Below are 20,445 nucleotides of genomic sequence, written 5' to 3'. Positions count from 1 at the left end.
ACCTGAAGGTCACAGGTTCAAATCCTGTCCCCGCAACCAAACAAAAAAACGCCGCCCCGGGACCACCCCGAGGCGGCTTTTTCGTGTCGCCGCAATATGCAACCGCCAGGGCGCTTACAACATATCTCCTGCACGGACGCCTTGATAATCTCCTGAACCAAGGCGGCCGGGAAAGCTGCGGCGCCGAACTAGCCTGGATACGCTAGACAGCCGCAGCGTTCACTGTTGCAGCGGCCGTCCCGACCAGCCCGGCGCGGATACCTGCGAACAGTCAAAGCTGCCGGCGACGGCGCCGACAGCAACGCGTTCAAGATACGGCGCGGCCGGCTGTGGTCGTCGGGTTCCCAACTGTCCGCGACTTGCCGGCCTTGCCGGTCCACTACCACGATACCCGGCAGGGCCTTGCCGCCCAGCATACGCAGATGCCTCCGGCGCTGGCGATCGCATGGCAGAAGCAGCCAAGGCATTCGGCTGACACGGGCATAGTCGAGCGCAGCGGCGCAGGTCGCGTCATCGCTGACGAACAGCACTTCGACGCCGCGTGCGCGCAGCCGCGGGTAGGCGGCGATCAGTTCGGGCACGAAAGCGCGGCACGGACCGCACCAGCTTGCGCCATAGTAGATCGCGACGCGCCTTGTATCGGCGGGCAGGGTTGCCCGTATCGTCCGGCCCTGGGATAGGCGGTGAAAGGCGGTGCCGAGCGGCGTCGATACCGGCGCTGCGCCGATGAGGCATATTGCCGCGAATGGCAGAAGCGCCCTATAGCCGCGCATTGATCCGCACAAAGAATGCGCGCGGCAGGCGCGGGCCATAGACATAGTCGCTGTCTCGCGCGGCGCCGGTTTCGAGGTCGCGCTGGCGCGCGTCGGTCAGGTTCCTGATCCCGAACGTCACGTCGATCTCGCGGTTGTCGTCGCCGACCGGAAAATGCCGGGTGCCGGTCAGATCCAGCACCAGATAGTCGGGACTACGCTGGATAGCGCCCAGGCGATTGTTGAGCACATCCATCGACCCGGTGTAGCGCGCCGCCAGAAACGCATCGAATGATGGTGTCGTGCGCCACACCATCTGCACCACGCCGGCAAGACGCGGCGATTTCAGGTAGCGATGGGTCGCCAGAACAGTCGCGCCATCATCGAACACCACCTGCTCATCGTCGTAGCGCGCATCGATATATGCCGCGCCGACACTGGCGTTGAGCGTGGGGGAGAAGCGATAGGTGATGTTTATCTCTGCGCCGGCCACCTGACTGCCGCCCGCATTTGAACGCGTGCGGAACAGCGCTCCGTTCGCCGCTGTCTCCAACTCGCCAAGGAAGAAGGTGTCGCGCAGCTTGGTCAAATAGGCCTGTCCGTCGAGCGTGAAGGCGCCGTCGCGCCAGGTCGGCCGCCAGTCGAAACCGAGGGCGAAACTGTCCGCGCGCTCCGCGACGAGGCCCGTTGTATTGACGATTCCGATCGGAGCAGCACCCAGCACGTCGACATGGATGTCCTCGCTGAACACCTCCGGCGCGCGATAGCCGGTCGAATAGTTGGCGCGCAGCACCAGTGCGGGGGAGGGCGAGGCCCAAAGGCCGATGCGCGGCGAAACGATGAAATCGTCCAGCTCCGAGCTTTGGTCAACGCGCCCGCCAAGCACGAGCCGCAGGCTATCGCTCAGCGTCCATTCGTCCTGCACGAAACCGCCGATGGTGCTGAAGCGACCGTCGACGATGGTCAACAGCATATTGCCGTCGACATCCTCGCCGCGATCCCTGACCTTTTCAGCGCGATATTGCACGCCGCCGAGCAATGCATGCGCGCCGGTCAGCGTCTCCAGCCGTATTTCCCCATAATGAAAGGTGTCGGCGGTGCGGCCATATTGGTTGCGGCTGATCGCCGTGGCATCCGCCAACGCGTCGGGGTCGAACCCGGGCGCATCGGGATCGGTCTCCACTTCGCCCAGCCCGCCGTAGAAGCTGTGGCGGGCGAGCTGCGACACTGCATAGGTTCCGATCAGCCGGGTGTCCGGTCCCAGCATCTGCGTGACGTTGATCGAGCCACGATGGACTTCGCTGTCGATCTGTTCGGTGATGTTCGCAAGATGGGCAGGGCGATCGAGCAGATTGCCACCGCGCCGTTGCTCGGCCGTGAACTGATAATCGATCGCGATCGTGGTGCCTTCGTCCGGCTGCCACTCGCCGCGCGTGCCGGCGGTGACGAGCCTGCGTCGCGCCAGTTCGCTGTATCCATCGTCGTTCAGGTCGATCGCCGGGCTGTAATCGGCTTGCGCGAAGATATTGATGAAGCCTTGTGCGAATGTCCTGGCGCCCAGCAGCGAGCCGAAGGCGGTCTGGCGGCCTTCGGCTCGCTGCGTATCCACAGCGACGCGGACCATGTCGCGTTCCGGGCGCGTGGGGATGACGTTCACGACGCCGGCGACGGCGCCGGGACCGTAAAGGGCCGAGGCGCCGCCCTTCACCACTTCGATACGGTCGACCAGCACGGCCGGAATCTGCTCGACGCCATAAACCGCCGCCACGCCGGTGACGAGCGGAAGGCCGTCAAGCAGGATCTGGTTATAGGCGCCGGGCAGACCGAGTAGCTGAATTTCGGTAGTATTGCAGTTCTGGCAGTTGCTCTCGGAGCGCGCCGCCGGAAGGAAGTCGATCGCGTCGGCAAGGTTGCGCGGCGCAGCGCGTTCCAGCAACGCCGGGCCGATGACGTCGGTTCGCACCGGTGCCTCGCGGATGGTTCGCGGGGTTCGCGTGCCGGTGACGACGATGGCCTGCTCGCGCTGACCGTCGGTCCCGGCGGCGGGGACCGGCGCTGGCTGTGCTGTTGCGGCCAGTATCGCCACGATCGACAAGCCCGTCACGCGACCTCCTGCAAACACACTTAGCCATAGCTAAATCTAGAAGTGGGGCGCAAGTTCCATGTTTGCGGTTGCGTTTCGGTCCGCTAGGATCGGGCGATGCCGATGACCGCCGCCGATCGCGCCGCCGCCTTTCGTAAAACGCGCCAGGCGCATCTTACCGAGATATCCGAGGATTATGTCGAGCTGATCGGCGACCTTATCGCCGCGGAGGGTGAGGCGCGCCTGACCGACGTAGCCGAGCGGCTGGGCGTCACCCAGGCGACCGCATCCAAGGTGATCGCGCGCCTTCGCCGCGACGGCCTGGTCGAGAGCAAGCGCTATCGCTCGATTTTTCTGACCGAACGCGGCCGGGACATGGCGGACGCTTCACGGGAGCGGCACAAGGTGGTTTTCGACTTCCTGCTGGCCCTTGGACTGGACGAGGCGGTGGCGCACGCGGATTCGGAGGGGATCGAGCATCACGTCAGCGACGTGACCCTGGTTCGACTACGCGAGCTGACAAAGCAGCTGCGCCCCTGAGAACGTTTGTCCCGGCGCCAGTTCCTCGATGTCCGGCGCCGGGAAGGTCCTTCAGCGCACGAATGTGGTCGTGGCGATGCGATGCAGGACCGCGACCGGCCCGCCGGGCGTGGCATGATCGCCTTCGTCCCGGATCGACACCGACAACAGATACCGGCCCGCCTCGCGTCCCGGCACCGCCACCATTCCCGCGTCGTTCGCCACCAGCGTGCGGGTCCATTTGTCGGGCGACACGACCAGCACCTTGGCACCGGCGACGGGTTTGCCGTCGCGGATTACGGTGAAGCGATCGCCATTCGCCGACACGGGTGCGATTTCCAGCGGCATGGTCGCGCGCGGTTCAGCGCGGCCCGCGCGGGCATAATATACGACCGACTCGCGCTTGCCCGCTTCGCCCCAGGGCTGGAACACGCTGTCATCCCATGCGCGCACGTCGCCGGGCGCGACGGCGACTTCCAGAAAGCCCGCGCGGCGTGCGACCGGACCCGTTACCGGCGACAACAGTCGGGGAGCCACCAGCTTTTCGAACTCGGGGTCGCCGCCTTCGGGCAGGACATCGGCCGGTTCGCCGAGATAGATTCGCGCCGGGCCGCTGCTGTCGCGCTCGATCCACACCTCATGGGCGGCGGCGGCGGAGGGGAGGGCGAACAACACGGCGGCGAGGGCAAACAGCTTCATCTTTTGATCCTCAGCGATGGGGGGAGCAGGTTGAGTGCAAGAAATACCAGCCCGGCGGCCAGCATGACGATGCCCGACCAATATACGGGACCGAATACCCAGCCATGGCGCAGCACGGCGGCGACAAAGGCCACCGCCAGCAAGGCCCATGTTACGATGCGCCGGAACCGGCGCGCCGGCGCATCGGGCCGGACACCCAGCCGTGCCAGGGCATGGGCATCGGTCGACAGGCCCAGCAGCGCAAACGCAACCACCGACAGGATCAGTGCGATCATGGTCACTCGGCCGGTTCCAGCAAGGTGGTCGAAGCGACGGGCATGACGGCACTCCGCCGCTTTGGCGCTGGCGGGCGATAGCGGCCGACGCGCCGGGCGGTTGCCAGATAGCCTGCGCCAAAAACCAGCAGCGTCAGGTCGACCCCGACCGGCAGCCAATCGCTCGCCTGCGCCGACATGAACAGGCCCCGGTTGGTAAAGCCGATATTGTAAAGCGGGATCAGGCCCAGCAGCAGCCCCGTCGCAGTCAGCAACCCCGTCCAGCCGCGCACGGGCTTTACCGACAGCGCGAGCAGCGTAGCCGCGCCCCAGGCGATGAACAGCGCGTGCACTTCCCACGCGGCGCGGTCGCTCATCGCGACGGGCAGCAGGCGGTTGGCCCACAGCATCGCCGCCACTGCCAGCGGAAACCCGCCGATAACCGCGATGTTCAGCCGTTCGACCAGGCGGAAGCCGAAATGGGGGCGCGCGGGATCGGGCAGTCTCTCCCGCCGCTTGACGGTCCACAGGATCAGGCCCGTCGCGACCATCAGCGTGCCCGCAACACCGCACAGGAAGTAAATCCAGCGCAGGGTCGTGTCGGCGAAGCGCCCGGCGTGCAGCCCGATCATCGCGCCCGCCGTCACCGCCGCCGCGCCGGGGGCGGGAGACGCCCACACCACCGCGCCGGTCGCACCGTTATACGTGACCTTTGGCGTGCGGCTGTTCAGCATCGAGCCGGACGCGCGGCTGACCGTGACCAGCGCCACGGCGTCGCCGGGCTGGCTGACCTCCACCGCGCCCGCTTCGCCGCCCAGCCGCCGTTCGGCGTCGCGCACCAGCGTGCGAAGGTCCGTAAGCGGCGCGGGCGTGCCGCTGCGCTCGGCGGCTTCGACATGGGGGAACAACGCGTCGAAAAACTTCCGCTCATCCTCGTAATTGGCGACCGTGGCCCAGGGCATCAGCAATGCCATCAGCGTCACCAGTCCGGTATAGGTAATCATCAGGTGAAACGGCAGCGCCAGCACCGCGGTCGCGTTGTGCCCGTCCAGCCATGATCGCTGCCCCTTGGCGCGGCGCAACGTGAAGAAATCGCGGAAGATCTTCTTGTGCGTGACCACCCCGCTCAGGATCGCCACCAGCATCATGAAGGTCGCGGCGCCGACCAGCCACCGCGCCCAGATGACCGGCATGTAATAAAGGTCGAAGTGAAAGCGATAGAAGAACTCGCCGCCGCGCGTCTCGCGAGCGGTCACCGGCTGACCATCGGCACCGATCAGCGCCTGATTGTCGCGGCGTCCGCGACGACGCAGCGGTTCGCCGGGCGTGGGCTGCGGCACCCAGAACAATTGGGCGGCGGGGGCGGCGGGGCCGGGGAGGGCGATGAACCAGGACTTGGCATCGGGGGCCTTGCCCTCGAGGAAGCGTTGCGCCCCCGCCAGCACCGTCATCGGGCTTTCAACCCGCGCCAGTTCGGGACGCATCCACCGGTTCATGCCTTCGCGCCAGAAGGCAACGGTGCCGGTCAGGAACACGACGAACAGCAGCCAGCCGAGCAACAGCCCCGACCAGGTGTGCAGCCATGCCTGGCTCTGACGGAACCCCTTGCTCATGCCCGGCCCCCGGCGGCGATCGATGCCCAGGTGATGGCGCCCGCCACGCCGCCCAGCAGCGTGAGGAAGATGCAGGCGCGCAAACCGCTGCGCGCGGCGAAAGCATACATCGCCGCCACCGCGCACAACGCCAGCGCGACCAGCCCGCCGGTGATCGACGCCTCTGCCCGCGCCATCGGCAGGATGCGCGCCAGCGCCATGCCCCACAGGCTGGACACGGCATAGCCCAGCGGCACGGCGGCCAGCGTGCGGAGCGCGATGTCACCGCGACGCAGCCACCGCGCGCGTGGCATGTCGGTCACGCTCGTCACCGCACGCCGCCACGGTTCATGGCAGCATCAAAAGCCAACGCGGATGTTCCCCATCACCCGGCGCGGCGCACCGTAAAAGCCGCCCGGACCGCCAAAGCCGAAGCTGACATTGCGGTAATATTCGTGGTCGAACAGGTTGGAGACGTTTACGCCCAGCGTCGCCTGATCGGTCACGCGGTATCGCAGCAGCAGGTCGACCAGCGCATAGCCGCCCTGGCTGACTTCGCCCGGCGCCGTAACCGGCGTGCCGTCGGTGTTGAACGCGCCGGTCGGAACCGCGCCGGTCACGAACATGCGCGACTGGGCGCTGACGCCGCCGCCGACCGTCAGCCGATCGCCCGGCAGCCGATAGGTGGTATAGAGCCGCGCGATGTGCAGCGGGAATTGCGGCAGCACGCGTTCCCCGGTGCGATCCTCGCTGCGGGCATAGGTATAGCTGGCGGCCAGCGTCCATCCGGCGATCGGCTCACCCGCCAGTTCGGCTTCCCCGCCCCAGGTGCTGACACCGGAGACCGAGATCGAGGGGGTCGAACCATCGGGCAGCAACGGCGCGGTCGGATCGGCGACGGCGATATTGTCCTGCCGGATGTGGAAACCGGCGGCCGACATGGTGAAGCCTTCACCGAACGGTGTCGCCTTGACCCCCGCCTCGTAATTGGCGCCGACCGTGGGGTCGAGCAGATTGCCGTCGGCCCCGCGCGCCGACACGGGGGAGAACACGCTGGCATAGCTGGCATAGAGCGAAACCGCGCGCGTCAGGTCCACGACTACGCCGCCATAAGGGGCGAAGCGTTGTTCGTCCTGCCCGGCGGGGTCGGCGACACCCGGTCGGAAATTGTCGCGGCCTGAGCTGTAATCGGTATAGCGCCCGCCCGCGATGATCTTGAGCCAGTCGGCCGGATTGAGGCGGATGACGCCATATGCGCCGAGTTGCTCGAAACCCTGCGTCCAGTCGGGCGCGTCCGACTGAATGATCGGCGGGCGCGCCAGATTGCCCGTCCACCCGATGATGCTGGGTGCGGTGGTGGGATAGCCCGTCAGGTCGAAGGCTGACTGGTTGACGGTGAAGCTGCGGTCGAACCAGTTGACGCCGCCGACCACTTCATGATCGCGGCCGAACAGCCTGACCTTGCCGGCGACATAGCCGTCGACGGCATCTTCATGCTGGTCCAGTTCCCCGTAAAAGGTCCACATGGCCAGCCCGTTGCCCTGACGATCGGGCAGGCCGTTGGCGATGTTGAGCAGCGCGCTTTCGTTCGTGCCCGCGCGGCGGTTATAGCTGACGCGCAGCAGCCAGCGGTCGCCGATATCCTGTTCGGCGGCGGCAAACAGTGTCGTCTGCTCACGCGACCAGGTGCTCCAGTTGGCGGTGCCGGTGAAGGAGCGCGGCAGGTCGGTCGGCGTGCCATCGTTGAACAACAGCGGCACCGTGCCCCATCCCGCGCCCTGCGAATTGGTGCGAAGATAATCGCCGCCGACCCGCAGCCGGGTGTGCGGGGTCACGTCCGCCTCGATCGTGGCATAGACCACCGGGTTCCGGTCATGTTGCAGGTCGATGTAGGATTCGGTGTCGGTGTAAGCGGCGGCGACACGCGCGCGGACCGCGCCGTCGCGCGTCAGCGGCCCGCCGACATCGGCCTCCATGCGGTAATAGGACCATGAACCCGCCGTCAGGTTGAAATAGCCGCGCAGCTCACGCGGCGCGCGCTTGCGGATCAGGTTGACCGTCGCAGAAGGATCGCCGACGCCGGCCAGCAGGCCCGCCGCACCGCGCACGATTTCGACCCGGTCATAGATCGCCATGTCGCCGACGGCGCTGTTTTCATAACCGCTGACCTGATAAATTGTCGGCACGCCGTCGAGCTGGAAGTTACGAACGGCAAAGCCGCGCACGTTGAAGTTCGAGCGGTTGCTGTCGATCGTGTTGACCGTGACGCCGGGTGTCTGCGCCAGCACGTCGGCCACGGTGTTCAGGTTGAAATCCTCGATCCGCTGGCGATCGACCACCGTTACGGACTGCGGCGTTTCCTTGAGCGACAGCGGCAGCCGCGTCGAGGTCGTGGGGCGCTTGTCCCGTTCACCATCGACGATGATGTCACGGTCCTGTACGTCCGCCGTGTTGTCGGCGTCGATACCGACGTTCGTGGGACGCGGATCGCCCGATGTTCCGAGCACCAGCGCGAGCGACCAAAGGCCAATAGCAGCAGACAATGCAAACCCCCTTGTTGATATCAGGTCGCATTATCGCCGAGTCGGTTTCAGGTAAAGAGAATTATTCGCAATAACGTTGAGGGCCGGAGACCGTCGCTCTGATAACTGCCAAACAGCCCACGAATTGATATCAGAGTCGCGCAACAATAGCGCTTGCGCCGTGATCTGGATGCGGCCGAAAGTGGGGCTTCCCGGAAGAGGGCATGAATGCCGGCGGGGCGAACAGGGGAGGGTGAACGAAATGAAAATTGTTGTCGCGCGCGCGCTGCTGGCAAGCGTGGCTCTGGCTTCGGCAACGGCCGTGCCGGCGCAGGAAACGCAGGTTCGCATCGATACGGGACCCGTCGCCGGAAGCGCCGCGGACGGTGTCCTGAGCTGGAAAGGCATTCCCTTTGCCCAGCCGCCGGTCGGCGAATTGCGCTGGCGCGCGCCGCAGCCGGTGACGCCGTGGCAGGCGGTGCGAAACACCAGGCAATACAGCGCCGACTGCATGCAAAAGCCGTTTCCCAGCGATGCCGCGCCCTTGGGCACGACCCCGGCGGAGGATTGCCTTTACGCCAATGTCTGGCGTCCGGCGGGCGGCGCGGACAAGTTGCCGGTGATGGTGTGGATCTATGGCGGCGGGTTCGTGAATGGCGGCGCGTCGCCACCCACTTATGCCGGTGACAATCTTGCCCGGCAGGGCGTCGTTTTCGTCAGCTTCAACTACCGCGTCGGGCGGTTCGGGACGTTCGCCTTTCCGGCGCTGACCGCCGCGAACGCCGATGGCGGGATGCTGGGCAATTACGGCACCATGGACCAGATCGCCGCGCTGAAATGGGTTCAGCGCAACATCGCGGCGTTCGGCGGCGATCCGTCGAACGTGACGATCATCGGCGAGAGCGCGGGCGGCATGTCGGTCCACCATCTGCTGACCTCACCGCAAAGCCGGGGATTGTTCGCAAAGGCCGTCATCATGTCGGGCGGCGACGGCACCTCGACCGGGGGCAAGACGCTGGCCGACGCCGAGCAGGCGGGCGCCAACTTCGCCCGGCGGCACGATATCGATCCCGCCGCGCCCGATGCGTTGCAGCGGCTGCGCGCCCTGACCGCCGAGCAGGTGACGGATGGCCTGAACCTGATGGAGCGGGGCACGGGTCCTGAAACCTATGTCGGGCCGTTCGTGGACGGCAAATTGCTCGTCGATCTGGAAAAGGCATATGCCGCCGACCAGTTCAACCGCGTGCCGGTGATGGTGGGCGCGACCAGTGCCGATATCGGCGGCAAGAGCGGGTTCATGATTGCCGGTGCCAGCAACGTGGCCGACATGCTCGCCGACAAGGGCGTTCCGGTGCACGAATATCGCTTCTCCTATGTCGCTGATTCGATCGGTCAGCCGGGCGCACAGCATGCCGCGGAGATACCGTATTTCTTTGATAATACGGCGATCAAATATGGTGCCGATACGACGGCAAAGGACGCGGCGGTCGGCAAGATGGTCAGCCGCTATATCGTCAATTTCGTCAAGACCGGTGATCCCAATGGCACGGGGCTGACGGTGTGGCCGAAGCACAGCCGGGCGGGCGACGAGATCATCGACTTCGCCGCCGAGGGTCGCGCCGTTGCCGGTCGCGACCCGTGGGGCGCGGAGATCAGCGACGAACAGCAGCGGATGAAGGCGGCGATGGCATCGGGCAAGTATAACAGCCTGACGACATCCATCGGCGTCTTGCTGGACGATCCCGCCGCAAAGGCGGTGCTGACGCGTCACCTGCCGCAATTTGTCGCCGGCGCGCAGGTCGACATGGCGCGCGGCATCACGCTGGAGGCGCTTCACGGCTATGCGCCCGCCATGGCGACGCGCGAGAAGCTGACCGCGATCGACGCGGAACTGGCGACGCTGACGCCGGCGACCTGAGGCAATGGGGGGGCGATCGCCCCCCCCCTTTAATCAGCGCGGCAGTTTCAGCGCGGCGCGCACGTCGCGCCAGTCGACCATCTTGAAGTTCTGCTGCGGTCCCGTGCCGTCGCGGTCGTCGTGCATCGCCAGCGCGCCTTCGGGAAAGGGACCGATCGGACCCGACCACGCATCGACGCCATCGGTTTCGGTTACGCCGTCGATCGTGTCGCCATCGACCACGGCGAAGCGCCCGACATAGGTTTCCGTGCCCCCGGTGATGCGGAACACGGCGAAGGTGCTATCGCCCTGCGACGAAGCGATCAGGTAGCGGGCATCGCCGTCCTGCATGATCGTCAGCCCTTCCACATCGTCGGTGATGCGCTGGCGATCGATCCGCGCGACCGACTTCGGCTCGGCGGCGACGGTGGGGTCGAGCGGGAAGCGCCAGATGCCGACATCCTCCTCACCGACATACAGCGTGCCGTTCACGTCATCGGACACGCACCCTTCGAGCTGGCTCGACAGCTTGCGGCTGCCCCGCAGCGTCAGTTCGGGACCGTTGGCGCCCGCGCGCACCGTCCACTGCTTGATGTCGCCCAGCTTGTTGTTGGCGACTACATAGAATGTGTCGCCGCTGCGCCCGACGCACGAGCCATAGGGTTCGCCCATGTCGGTCGCGACAAAGCCCCAGTCGCGCGTCTGCATCGTCGTGGGATCGAACAGATACAGGTTGATGCCCAGCTTGCCGTCATTGGTCGCGGCGACCAGCACCTGTTCGCGCCCGTCGACCATGAAGCCGGTGCGAAGATCGACATTGTTGAGCGGCCCGCTGGGCAGGAATTGCCGGACGCCGCCGTCCATGTTGTGCACATAAAGGCCATCGGTCTTGTCGGTGCCGAACATCACCGCGCGTAACGGATCGGCGGGGTCGGCCCAGAATGCAGGGTCGTCGGCGTCGACCGTCGGATCGGTCGTCACCAGCGTTTCGACCCGCGCCCTGACCAGTGCCGGAGCCTCACCCAGCGCCCAGGGCGGGTTGGGCATGGTGGTGGCGCACCCGGCCAGCATGGTGGCGGCCACTGCCGCAAGAACGATCCGCATGTCGATTTCCCCGCTGTCTTCCAGACCGGGCCATGTGACGGATTTAACCGACATTTTTGTGACGACGGTGACACCGAACTGTCTTGGTTGGGAGATCAATCTGTCATTTGCGCCGCCTATCCGGCGGCCAAGGACGGGGCAGCGACCCCGCGTCTCCGGGGGAAATCAGATGAACGTAGCGAAGCGCATCCGCGCGCTCGGCCTTGGCACCGCAGTGGCGGCGATGGTGGCCGGCATGGGACCGGGCCTGACACCTGTTGCCAGCGCTCAGGCACGCGGGGAGGGGAGCATTTCGGGCCGGGTGGGCGACACCACCGGCAGCGCGTTTTTCGGCGACGCGGAAGTGCGGATCGTCGAGCTGAACCGCACCGTCACCACGCGCGATGACGGCCGCTTCGTATTCACCGGCGTCCCGGCGGGCGACTATACGCTGCGCGTCACTTACGTCGGCGCGCCTGCCGAGACGGTTGAGGTCAGCGTGGCACCGGGACAGCGTGCGGAGGTGACGGTCGCGATCGGCGCCGATGTCGCCAGCGATGCCAATATCCTGGTCGTCGGCACGCGCGCCAACCTGTCCTCTGCCATCAACGACAAGCGCACCTCGACCCGCGTGCAGGACGGCGTGTCGGCGGATTTCATCGGTCAGTTTCCCGACCAGAACGTGACCGAAGCGGCACAGCGCATTCCCGGCGTCGCAATCAACCGCGATCAGGGCGAGGGGCGCTTCATCTCGGTGCGCGGCATCAGCCCCAATCTGAACGCGGTGACGGTGAACGGCATCGACCTGCCATCGGCGGAAGGCGACCAGCGACAGGTCGCGCTCGACGTCATCCCGTCGGACGTGCTGTCCAAGCTGACCGTCGTCAAAAGCCTGACGCCCGATCTCGACGCCAATTCGATCGGCGGCACGGTCCAGATCGAAAGCGCGACCGCGTTCGACCGCAGCGGGTTTTACGCAACCGCCAGCGCGGAGGGCAATTACAACCAGCTCCGCGACGAAGTCAGCCCGCGTCTGAGCGCCGCAGCCTCCAACGTGTTCGACACGGGCATGGGCGAGATCGGCATTTACGGCGCGATCAGCTATTTCGACCGTCAACTCGGCTCCGACGGGATCGAGAATGGTGACGGCGAAGTCGATTCGATCGACGGCAGCCTGTTCCCCGTGTCCGCCGAACCACGCGATTATGTGCTCAGCCGCGAACGGCTGGGCGCGACGCTGAACATCGACTGGCGCGTGAACGACGATGTGTCCTTCTATGTCCGCCAGCTATATTCGCGTTTCACCGACGACGAGCGGCAGAGCGGCACCATTGTCGAACTCGACCCCGATGACGGCGACAACATTGTCGAGGCGGGGCCGACCCGCCTGCTGCTCGCCAATCAGGAAGTCGAAAGCTATGCCAGCCAGCGCAAGGAAACGCAGACCATCTATTCGGTCGCGTTCGGCGGCCACAACCGCGCCGGCGACCTGACCGTCGATTATCAGATCGACTATTCGCAGGCGGGGGAGGACAATCCCGATTATGCCGAGGCGATCTTCGTCGCCGATTTCAGCGACAGCGACACGCTGATCGGCACCGACCTGGCCGACGCGCGCCGCCCGCGCATCATCACCAGCGGTCCCGGTTTCGCCGACCCGACCGCCTATGAACTGGACGAAGTGATCCGGGAGGATTCGCGCACGCTGGACCAGCGTTATTCGGCGCGCATCGACTTCACGCTGGACGGCGTGTTCGGCGACCTGCCTGGCGCGATCAAGACCGGCGCCAAGATCGCGCTGCGCGAACGCATGACGAACCTCGACGCGCGCATCTATGGCGGCGCGGATCAGGGCGCAACCGTCGCCGATTTCCTGAACCCCGATATCGACTATCCGCTCGGCCTGATCGCGCCGCAGAACGACCCGCGCGCGGTCGCCGACTTCATCCGCGCCAATCAGGCGGCGTTCGATGACGATCTGGACGAGGAAGGCAGCTTCATCGACTCGAACGCCGAGGATTACCGCGTCCGCGAGGACATCTACGCCGGTTACGCGATGGCGACGCTCGACATCGGCGATCTGCGGCTGGTGGGCGGCGTGCGTGTCGAGCACACCGAATATAACGCGCGCGGTAACGAAGTGTCGCTGGACGAGGAAGCGGGCACGCTGGCGCTCAGCCCCATCACCATAAACGACAGTTATACCGATGTGCTGCCCAGCCTGAACGCCCGTTGGCGTGCCGCCGAGCGGCTGCAACTGCGCGCTGCCTATTTCCGCAGCGTGGTGCGCCCGATCTATGAACAGAACCGCCCCGCCGCGCTGTTCGAACGCGACGACGAAGGCGTGATCGAGGCGCAGGCGGGCAATCCCGACCTGGAGCGTTTCAAGGCCGACAATTTCGACCTGGGCGTCGAATATTTCCCCAGCGGATCGTCGGTGATTTCGGCAGGCGCGTTTTACAAGCGGCTTCAGAACCCGACCTTCGGCATCGACCTGGCCGGCACCGACGGGTTCGAGGGGTTCGACGTCTATGACACCTTCATCAACGGCGAGAGCGCCGACATTTTGGGGTTCGAGGCGAATATCCAGCAGGACCTGACCTTCCTGCCGTCGCCGCTCGACGGGCTGCTGATCGCGGCGAACTACACCTTTACCGACGCCGATGCGCGGGTGCCGCTGCCCAATGGCACCACGCGCGACGCGGTGCTGCCGTTTCAGGCGCGGCATACCGCAAATGCCTCGATCGGGTATGACAAATATGGGTTCCAGTTCCGCGCCGCGCTGACCTATCGCGACCGCATCCTTGACGAGATCGGCGATCCGACCGACCCGGCGGGCGATGTGTTTATCGACGAACACCTCCAGATCGACCTGACCGCCGCTTATCAGGTGACGCCCGGCGTGCGCGTGTTCGGACAGGTGACGAACCTGAACGACCGGCCGCTCTACAGCTATGCCGGGCGGCGCGACGTGAATGTCCAGTTCGAGGAATATGGCCTGTCGGCCAGCCTGGGCCTGCGCGTGACGTTCGGGAAATAAGACGGCCGGGAAATAAGACGGCCGGGGTGCGGTTGCTGTCGCGATCGCGCCCAACCCTGCGAAGACAGCCTGCCGCCGCCGGAGCCACGGGTGGGCGCGCGCGTGTGGCCGCCGCACTTGCATCTGGCGGTTTCCCGCCCCACCCCTATAAGGGCGCTCCGCCCAGCGGCGGCGACATCAATCGCGAGGTTTGGGAAGATGCGAGGCACCACGAACGACCGGTGCGGACAGGTTGCGGGTGCCGGTGCGGTGGTGGCGTTCGACGGCGCACGCAAACGGCGCAAGCGCAAGGCGGGGGGGCGTTCGAACGGATTGCCCGACATGGTCCGCTTCCTGCTGGCATGGGTTCGCAACCCCGCGGGCACGGCGGCAATCGCGCCGTCCGGCCCGGCGCTGGCTGCGCTGATGACGCAGGAGATCACGGGCGACACCGGACCCGTTCTTGAACTGGGGCCGGGCACAGGGGTGCTGACCCATCGCCTGATCGATCGCGGCGTGGCCGAGCGCGACCTGACGCTGGTGGAACAGAACCCGGCCTTTGCCCGGCTGCTGAGCCTGCGCTTCCCCAAGGCGGCGGTGCTCGGCATCGATGCGGCGGCACTGGCGCGCGTGCCGCGGACGGGCGACGGGTTCGGCGCCGTTATCTGCGGCCTTGGCCTTCGCAACATGGACGACGATCAGGTCGCGGCGATCGTGAAAAGCGCGTTCGGCCATATGCGGGCGGACGGGGCGTTTTACCTGTTCACTTATGCACGCGGATGTTCGGTGTCCGATGAGATACTGGACGCGCTGGACCTGGTGGCGGAGCGGGTCGGCATGACGATCCGCAACGTGCCGCCGGCCTGGGTCTATCGTCTGACGCGGCGCGCCGCCGCTGCCGAATAGATCAGTCGGCGACCTTGCCGACATTGCCCGACGGGCCGATCTGGCCGCCGGGTGGGACAGCGGCCTGTTCATCGGCATCCGGCTCGCGACCATGGCTGCGGTCGAGCACGCGGATAAGCGGCGTGACGGTCAGCCCGTGGATCAGGATCGACAGCAACGCGACCAGTCCGACAATGCCCCACAGCCGCTTTGCTTCACCGAACGACGCTTCGTTGAGCGCATAGGCCAGATAGTAGAAACTGCCGACGCCGCGAATGCCGAAAAAGGCGATGGCCGCCCGCTCGCCGCGCGTCATGCCCGACCCGATCATCGCCAGCAGTCCGCTGGCGGGACGAATAACAAAGATGATCGCCAGAGCGACGAGCACGTCGGACAGCCCGATCGGACGCAGCAATCCGGTCATCAGGCTGGCACCGAACACCAGCAGCACCATCATCATCGCCAGCCGCTCGATCTGTTCGGTCAGGTCGTGCATCTCCCGGTGGAAATCATGTTCGCGATGCGCCGCGCGCAGCGTCAGCGCGGTGACGAACACGGCCAGGAACCCATAGCAATGCGCCATTTCGGTAAGGCCGTAGGAGATGAGCGTCGCCGACACCGCGATCAGCCCGTCGCCCGTCCGCGCCAGGGCCGACCGACCCGGCACGTGAAAGGTCAGCCAGCCAAAGGCCTTGCCGACGAGCCAGCCGCCGACGGCCCCGGCGCCGATTTCCCACAGGACGTTATAGGTCAGCCAGTCGGTGAACCACGGCTCCCCGGTGGCAGCCGAAACCGAGAGCGCGATCGCCAGATTGACAAACGGGAAGGCCAATCCGTCATTGAACCCGGCTTCGGATGTCAGGCCGAACCGAACCTGATCCTCGCCGCCCCCCTTTGGCGGGCCGACCTGAATATCCGATGCCAGCACCGGATCCGTCGGCGCCAGTGCCGCCCCCAGCAGCAATGACCCCGCCAGCGACAGGCCGATGCCATAATGGCCGAGCAACAGGATTGCGGCGATGCTGAGCGGCATGGTGATCGCCAGCAATCGCCAGGTCACGCCCCAGCCGCGAAGCGAAAAGGGGCGGTCGATCTTCAACCCCGCGCCCATCAGCGCGATGATGACGACGAATTCGGTGAACCGCTCCGCCAGCGCCGGGTGGGCCAGCGGCGACGGGTCGAACGGAATAAGCGGCGTCGAAGCGGCGGCACAGCCGATCAGGATGCAGATGATGGGCAGCGACAGCGGCAATCGCTTCAACACCAGCGGCAGCCACGCAACCAGCGCGATCAGCAGGCCGCCAGCGGTCAGCAGGATGATGTAGAGATCGGGCGCCTTGGTCAGTTCGTCCATGCCGTTTCATTGTTCTGCGGGGGGAATATAACCGCCTCCGCGATTTCGACCGCCAAGGCAATCGAAACTGCGGCGACGTGCGGCGAAGGCATCGGAAAATCCCGATGTTACTTGCTTTCCGAGCTTTCATCGATAAAAACCGATGAATGGATATGGACGACGCCCTTAACGCCTTGGCCGCGCTCGCGCATCCGACGCGGCTGGAAACCTTCCGCCTGCTGGTCCGCCACGCGCCGGATGGCCTGTCGACCGGCGAACTGGTCGAGATGACGGGGCTGAGCCAGAGCACCTTTTCCACGCATCTGTCGGTCCTGGTCAAAGCGGGGCTGGTGGTGTCCGAAAAGCGCGGGCGCCAGATGAACCAGCGCGCCAATATCGACGCGCTCAGGGCGCTGATGATGTTCCTTGCCCGTGATTGCTGTCAGGGGCGCGCCGAACTTTGCGAGCCGCTGCTCGCCGAACTTGCCTGTTGCCGAACGGAGCCGAACCCATGACCGTCGATATCGTCATCTATCACAACCCCGATTGCGGCACGTCGCGCAACACGCTGGCGATGATCCGCAATGCCGGCATCGAGCCGCATGTGGTCGAATATCTCAGGACGCCGCCGTCGCGCGACATGCTGACCCGGTTGATCCAGCGCGCGGGCATCACGCCGCGCCAGTTGCTGCGTGAAAAGGGCACGCCCTTTGCCGAGCTTGGCCTGGGCGACGAAAGTTTGAGCGACGATGCGCTGATCGATGCGATGATGGCGCACCCCGTGCTCATCAACCGGCCGCTGGTGGTCAGCCCGATGGGCGTGCGGCTGTGCCGCCCGTCGGAGGCGGTGCTGGACATCCTGCCGGCCGGGCAGCAGGGCGCGTTCGTCAAGGAAGATGGCGAGCAGGTGGTCGACGCCGGCGGCAATCGGGTGCGCTGATGGAGGCCGCCGTCGCCGCGCCGTCGCGGCCCGCCATCAGCGGGTTCGAGCGCTATCTGTCGGTCTGGGTCGCCTTGTGCATCGTCGTCGGCATCGGCCTGGGCACGTTGTTCCCCGGCGCCTTTGCGGTCATTGCCGCGGCGGAGGTCGCGCGCGTCAACCTGGTCGTCGCGGTGCTGATCTGGCTGATGATCGTGCCGATGCTGCTCAAGATCGATTTCCGCTCGCTGGGATCGGTGCGCCAGCACTGGAAGGGCGTGGGCGTCACGCTGTTCGTCAACTGGGCGGTCAAGCCGTTCTCGATGGCGCTGCTGGGCGCGTTTTTCCTCGGCTGGCTGTTCGCGCCGTTGCTGCCCGCGGGTGAGATCGCGTCCTATATCGCCGGCCTGATCCTGCTGGCCGCTGCGCCCTGCACCGCGATGGTCTTCGTCTGGTCGAACCTGTGCGATGGCGAGCCGACCTATACGCTGAGCCAGGTCGCACTGAACGACTTGTTGATGATGTTCCTGTTCGCGCCGCTGGTCGGGCTGCTGCTGGGTGTCGCCGCGGTCACGGTGCCGTGGGACACGCTGATGCTGTCGGTGGTGCTGTATATCGTCGTGCCGGTGGTCGTGGCGCAACTGGTCCGGCTGCTGGTGCTGCGCGCAGGCGGGCAGAGCGCGCTGGACGCGGTGCTGGGTCGGCTGGGACCGGTGTCGCTGGTCGCGCTGCTGGCCACCCTCGTGCTGCTGTTCGGATTTCAGGGCGAGCAGATTCTGGCGCAGCCGCTGGTGATCGCGCTGATCGCGGTGCCGATCCTGGTTCAGGTCTATCTGAACGCGGGTATCGCTTACTGGCTGTCGCGCCGTTTTGGCGTCGCGTGGTGCGTGGCGGCACCGGCGGCATTGATCGGCGCGTCCAATTTCTTCGAGCTGGCGGTGGCGGCGGCGATTTCGCTGTTCGGGCTGCAATCGGGCGCCGCGCTGGCGACCGTGGTGGGCGTGCTGGTCGAAGTGCCGGTGATGCTGTCGGTGGTGGCGATCGTGCGGCGGACGCGCGGATGGTATGAAGCGGGAGCGGCGGCATGACCCGACTGCGCGTATTGCCCGATCCCGATCATCTGCCCGCGCTGGACCCGGCGTTCGTCATCGGGCGGCCCGCGACCGGACTGGGCGATGACCAGCGGCCGCCGCGCATCCTGTTGCTCTACGGCTCCCTGCGTGAACGGTCATTTTCGCGGCTGGCGGTCGAGGAAGCGGCACGGTTGCTGCGGCTGTTCGGTTGCGAGACGCGAATCTTCGACCCCGCCGACCTGCCATTGCCCGATCAGGTGCCGGGCGACGATCACCCGGCCGTCCATGAACTGCGCGAACATGCATTCTGGTCGGAAGGCATGGTGTGGTGCAGCCCCGAGCGGCACGGCGCCATCACTGGCATCATGAAGGCGCAGATCGACCATCTGCCGCTGGAGATGAAGGGCAGGCGGCCCACCCAGGGGCGGACGCTGGCGGTGATGCAGGTGTCGGGTGGATCGCAATCGTTCAACGCGGTCAACGCCCTGCGCCTGCTGGGCCGGTGGATGCGGATGCCGACGATCCCGAACCAGTCGTCAGTGGCGATGGCGTATAAGGAATTTGACGAGGCGGGGCGGATGCGGCCGTCGAGCTATTATGACCGGATCGTCGACGTGATGGAAGAACTGGTCCGCTATACCGTGCTGCTGCGTCCGCACGCCGACCAACTGGTCGACCGTTATTCGGAACGAAAGGCAGCGGGCAACCCGGTCGCGGTGGAAGATCATTTGGCGGTGGCAATCGCGCCGGGCAAGCGGGGTTAGGCGCACCGTCTGTTCATTGCCGGTCGATCCGCGTCAGCCGCGCGACGAGCGCGACCAGCGCCGGTTGGTGGCGCGCCACCCACAGCGCCGTCCCCGCCCAGCCGGAGCGTTCGGCGAGGTGCCAGACCGCGCCTGCCATGCCGACCGGGCGTGCCAGTCCATGGGAAAGGCGGCGCTGGAACGCCACCGAACCCGCTGGCCCATGCCGAGCATAGGCATCGCTGGCGGCCAGCGCGCTGGCGATGGCGATGGCCATGCCCTCGCCCGCGATCGACGGAATGACCGCCGCCTGATCACCCAGCCGGAACAGGCCCGCCGGACCCGGCGCGGCACGCCAGCCATAGGGCACATTGGCGACGGCATCGACCGCCGACCCGGTGGCGCGGTGCGCCAGCCGGTCGCCCAGAGCGGGCAGTTCGCGCGCCATGTCCACCAGCAACCGTTCGGGATCGCCCGCTTCGCGCAGCCGCGACCGGCGGACGGCCATGCACAGATTGCCGCTGCCATCCTCCTGCCGGACAAGGCCCGCATAGCCGCGATCGACCAGGTGCAGTTCGATCCGGTCGCCAACCTGCCGGTCGAGTGCGGGTGATGCGGCGAGCCGGAGCCTGAGGCCGATCGTCGGGTCCTGTCCGCGCGCATCGACGGGGCGCATCCGACCGCGCACTTCATGCTTGCCGCTGGCAAGGAACAGCGCGTCGGCGGCGATCTCCCCGCCGGCGTCAAGGCGCGCCTGCCCGCCGTCGATCGCGCGGACCCCGACGCCGCGTTCGATCGCTGCCCCGGCCTTGGCGGCAGCCGCCAGCAGCGCGGTGTCGAGCGTCCGGCGGGACACGCCGCGCGCGGGGAAGGGCAGTTGCGCTTCGACCGATTGCTCGCCCGCGAACAGCCGCACGCGCGTCACTACCGCTGGATTGAGGGTGTCGGCGGCGATCCCCATCCGCTCCAGCATCGCCAGCGTGCGCCAGCTGAGGAAACCGCCGCATAGCGCATCGCCCGTTTCGCGCGAACGCTCGACCAATAGATGCGGCAGGCCCGCCCGCGCCAGTTG

Annotated in this window: 18 protein-coding genes; 8 read left to right on the top strand and 10 right to left on the bottom strand. The window is 66.3% G+C overall.

The window, feature by feature from the left end; genetic code table 11:
- Nucleotides 1–188: 188 nt before the first annotated feature.
- Both VL973_RS04370 and VL973_RS04365 read right to left on the bottom strand, forming a co-directional pair.
- Complete coding sequence (locus tag VL973_RS04370; protein WP_325282808.1) at nt 189–773, bottom strand: thioredoxin-like domain-containing protein; 585 nt, start codon at nt 771–773, stop codon at nt 189–191.
- Nucleotides 760–2,856 carry a TonB-dependent receptor plug domain-containing protein gene (locus VL973_RS04365; protein ID WP_325282807.1) on the bottom strand — a complete coding sequence of 699 codons (2,097 nt, stop codon included), beginning with the start codon at nt 2,854–2,856 and terminating at the stop codon, nt 760–762. The genes VL973_RS04370 and VL973_RS04365 overlap by 14 nt, the downstream gene beginning before the upstream one ends.
- Before the next feature lie 96 nt (nt 2,857–2,952).
- Here VL973_RS04365 and mntR point away from each other — a divergent pair, with 96 nt between their 5' ends.
- Nucleotides 2,953–3,375 carry a manganese-binding transcriptional regulator MntR gene (gene mntR, locus VL973_RS04360; protein ID WP_325282806.1) on the top strand — a complete coding sequence of 141 codons (423 nt, stop codon included), beginning with the start codon at nt 2,953–2,955 and terminating at the stop codon, nt 3,373–3,375.
- 51 nt (nt 3,376–3,426) lie between these two features.
- Here the strand turns inward: mntR and VL973_RS04355 are convergent, their stop codons facing one another.
- Genes VL973_RS04355 through VL973_RS04335 form a run of 5 tightly spaced genes read right to left on the bottom strand, consistent with a single transcriptional unit; the run spans nt 3,427 to nt 8,442 of the window.
- Entirely contained in the window at nt 3,427–4,053 is a 627-nt protein-coding gene (locus VL973_RS04355) for a DUF4198 domain-containing protein (protein WP_325282805.1), read from the bottom strand.
- Complete coding sequence (locus VL973_RS04350) at nt 4,050–4,328, bottom strand: DUF3325 family protein (RefSeq protein ID WP_325282809.1); 279 nt, start codon at nt 4,326–4,328, stop codon at nt 4,050–4,052. Before VL973_RS04350 ends, VL973_RS04355 begins: the two co-directional genes overlap by 4 nt.
- A gap of 2 nt (nt 4,329–4,330) precedes the next feature.
- On the bottom strand, nt 4,331–5,920 hold the full coding sequence (locus VL973_RS04345) for a PepSY-associated TM helix domain-containing protein (RefSeq protein WP_325282804.1): 1,590 nt from the start codon (nt 5,918–5,920) through the stop codon (nt 4,331–4,333).
- Nucleotides 5,917–6,231 carry a hypothetical protein gene (locus VL973_RS04340; protein WP_325282803.1) on the bottom strand — a complete coding sequence of 105 codons (315 nt, stop codon included), beginning with the start codon at nt 6,229–6,231 and terminating at the stop codon, nt 5,917–5,919. The genes VL973_RS04345 and VL973_RS04340 overlap by 4 nt, the downstream gene beginning before the upstream one ends.
- A 27-nt stretch (nt 6,232–6,258) precedes the next feature.
- The gene (locus VL973_RS04335) at nt 6,259–8,442 is read right to left on the bottom strand and encodes a TonB-dependent siderophore receptor (RefSeq protein WP_325282802.1); all 2,184 of its coding nucleotides are present in this window, start codon (nt 8,440–8,442) and stop codon (nt 6,259–6,261) included.
- Nucleotides 8,443–8,683: 241 nt separating this feature from the next.
- On the opposite strand from VL973_RS04335, the gene VL973_RS04330 reads away from it, so the two are divergent.
- Nucleotides 8,684–10,339: a carboxylesterase/lipase family protein gene (locus tag VL973_RS04330; protein WP_325282801.1), complete on the top strand. Its 1,656-nt coding sequence runs from the start codon at nt 8,684–8,686 to the stop codon at nt 10,337–10,339.
- A gap of 33 nt (nt 10,340–10,372) precedes the next feature.
- Here VL973_RS04330 and VL973_RS04325 read toward each other — a convergent pair whose 3' ends face one another.
- Entirely contained in the window at nt 10,373–11,422 is a 1,050-nt protein-coding gene (locus VL973_RS04325; RefSeq protein WP_325282800.1) for a phytase, read from the bottom strand.
- Between the two features lie 169 nt (nt 11,423–11,591).
- On the opposite strand from VL973_RS04325, the gene VL973_RS04320 reads away from it, so the two are divergent.
- Together VL973_RS04320 and VL973_RS04315 are read left to right on the top strand one after the other, a co-directional pair.
- Nucleotides 11,592–14,441 carry a TonB-dependent receptor gene (locus tag VL973_RS04320; RefSeq protein ID WP_325282799.1) on the top strand — a complete coding sequence of 950 codons (2,850 nt, stop codon included), beginning with the start codon at nt 11,592–11,594 and terminating at the stop codon, nt 14,439–14,441.
- Between the two features lie 198 nt (nt 14,442–14,639).
- Nucleotides 14,640–15,326 (top strand): class I SAM-dependent methyltransferase, encoded by a 687-nt coding sequence (locus VL973_RS04315; protein ID WP_325282798.1) that lies wholly within the window; start codon nt 14,640–14,642, stop codon nt 15,324–15,326.
- A 1-nt stretch (nt 15,327) separates the two neighbouring features.
- Here VL973_RS04315 and VL973_RS04310 read toward each other — a convergent pair whose 3' ends face one another.
- The gene (locus VL973_RS04310; RefSeq protein ID WP_325282797.1) at nt 15,328–16,659 is read right to left on the bottom strand and encodes a cation:proton antiporter; all 1,332 of its coding nucleotides are present in this window, start codon (nt 16,657–16,659) and stop codon (nt 15,328–15,330) included.
- 146 nt (nt 16,660–16,805) lie between these two features.
- Between VL973_RS04310 and VL973_RS04305 the strand changes: the two genes are divergently transcribed.
- From VL973_RS04305 to arsH, 4 genes are read left to right on the top strand one after another with little or no spacing between them, the layout of a single operon-like run.
- On the top strand, nt 16,806–17,153 hold the full coding sequence (locus VL973_RS04305) for an ArsR/SmtB family transcription factor (protein WP_325282796.1): 348 nt from the start codon (nt 16,806–16,808) through the stop codon (nt 17,151–17,153).
- The gene (gene arsC / locus VL973_RS04300; RefSeq protein WP_325282795.1) at nt 17,150–17,578 is read left to right on the top strand and encodes an arsenate reductase (glutaredoxin); all 429 of its coding nucleotides are present in this window, start codon (nt 17,150–17,152) and stop codon (nt 17,576–17,578) included. The genes VL973_RS04305 and arsC overlap by 4 nt, the downstream gene beginning before the upstream one ends.
- Nucleotides 17,578–18,645, top strand: a complete 1,068-nt coding sequence (gene arsB / locus VL973_RS04295; protein ID WP_325282794.1) for an ACR3 family arsenite efflux transporter — start codon at nt 17,578–17,580, stop codon at nt 18,643–18,645. The genes arsC and arsB overlap by 1 nt, the downstream gene beginning before the upstream one ends.
- Nucleotides 18,642–19,394, top strand: coding sequence for an arsenical resistance protein ArsH (arsH, locus tag VL973_RS04290; protein WP_325282793.1), 753 nt, complete (start codon nt 18,642–18,644; stop codon nt 19,392–19,394). The genes arsB and arsH overlap by 4 nt, the downstream gene beginning before the upstream one ends.
- Nucleotides 19,395–19,407: 13 nt before the next feature.
- On the opposite strand, the gene VL973_RS04285 is transcribed toward arsH, so the two are convergent.
- Nucleotides 19,408–20,445: NAD(P)/FAD-dependent oxidoreductase (locus VL973_RS04285; RefSeq protein WP_325282792.1), on the bottom strand; the 1,038-nt coding region annotated here is incomplete at its 5' end.

The organism is Sphingomonas sp. (assembly GCF_035490575.1).
GTDB lineage: Bacteria > Pseudomonadota > Alphaproteobacteria > Sphingomonadales > Sphingomonadaceae > Sphingomonas.
This window is presented reverse-complemented; position numbering and strand designations above follow the sequence as displayed.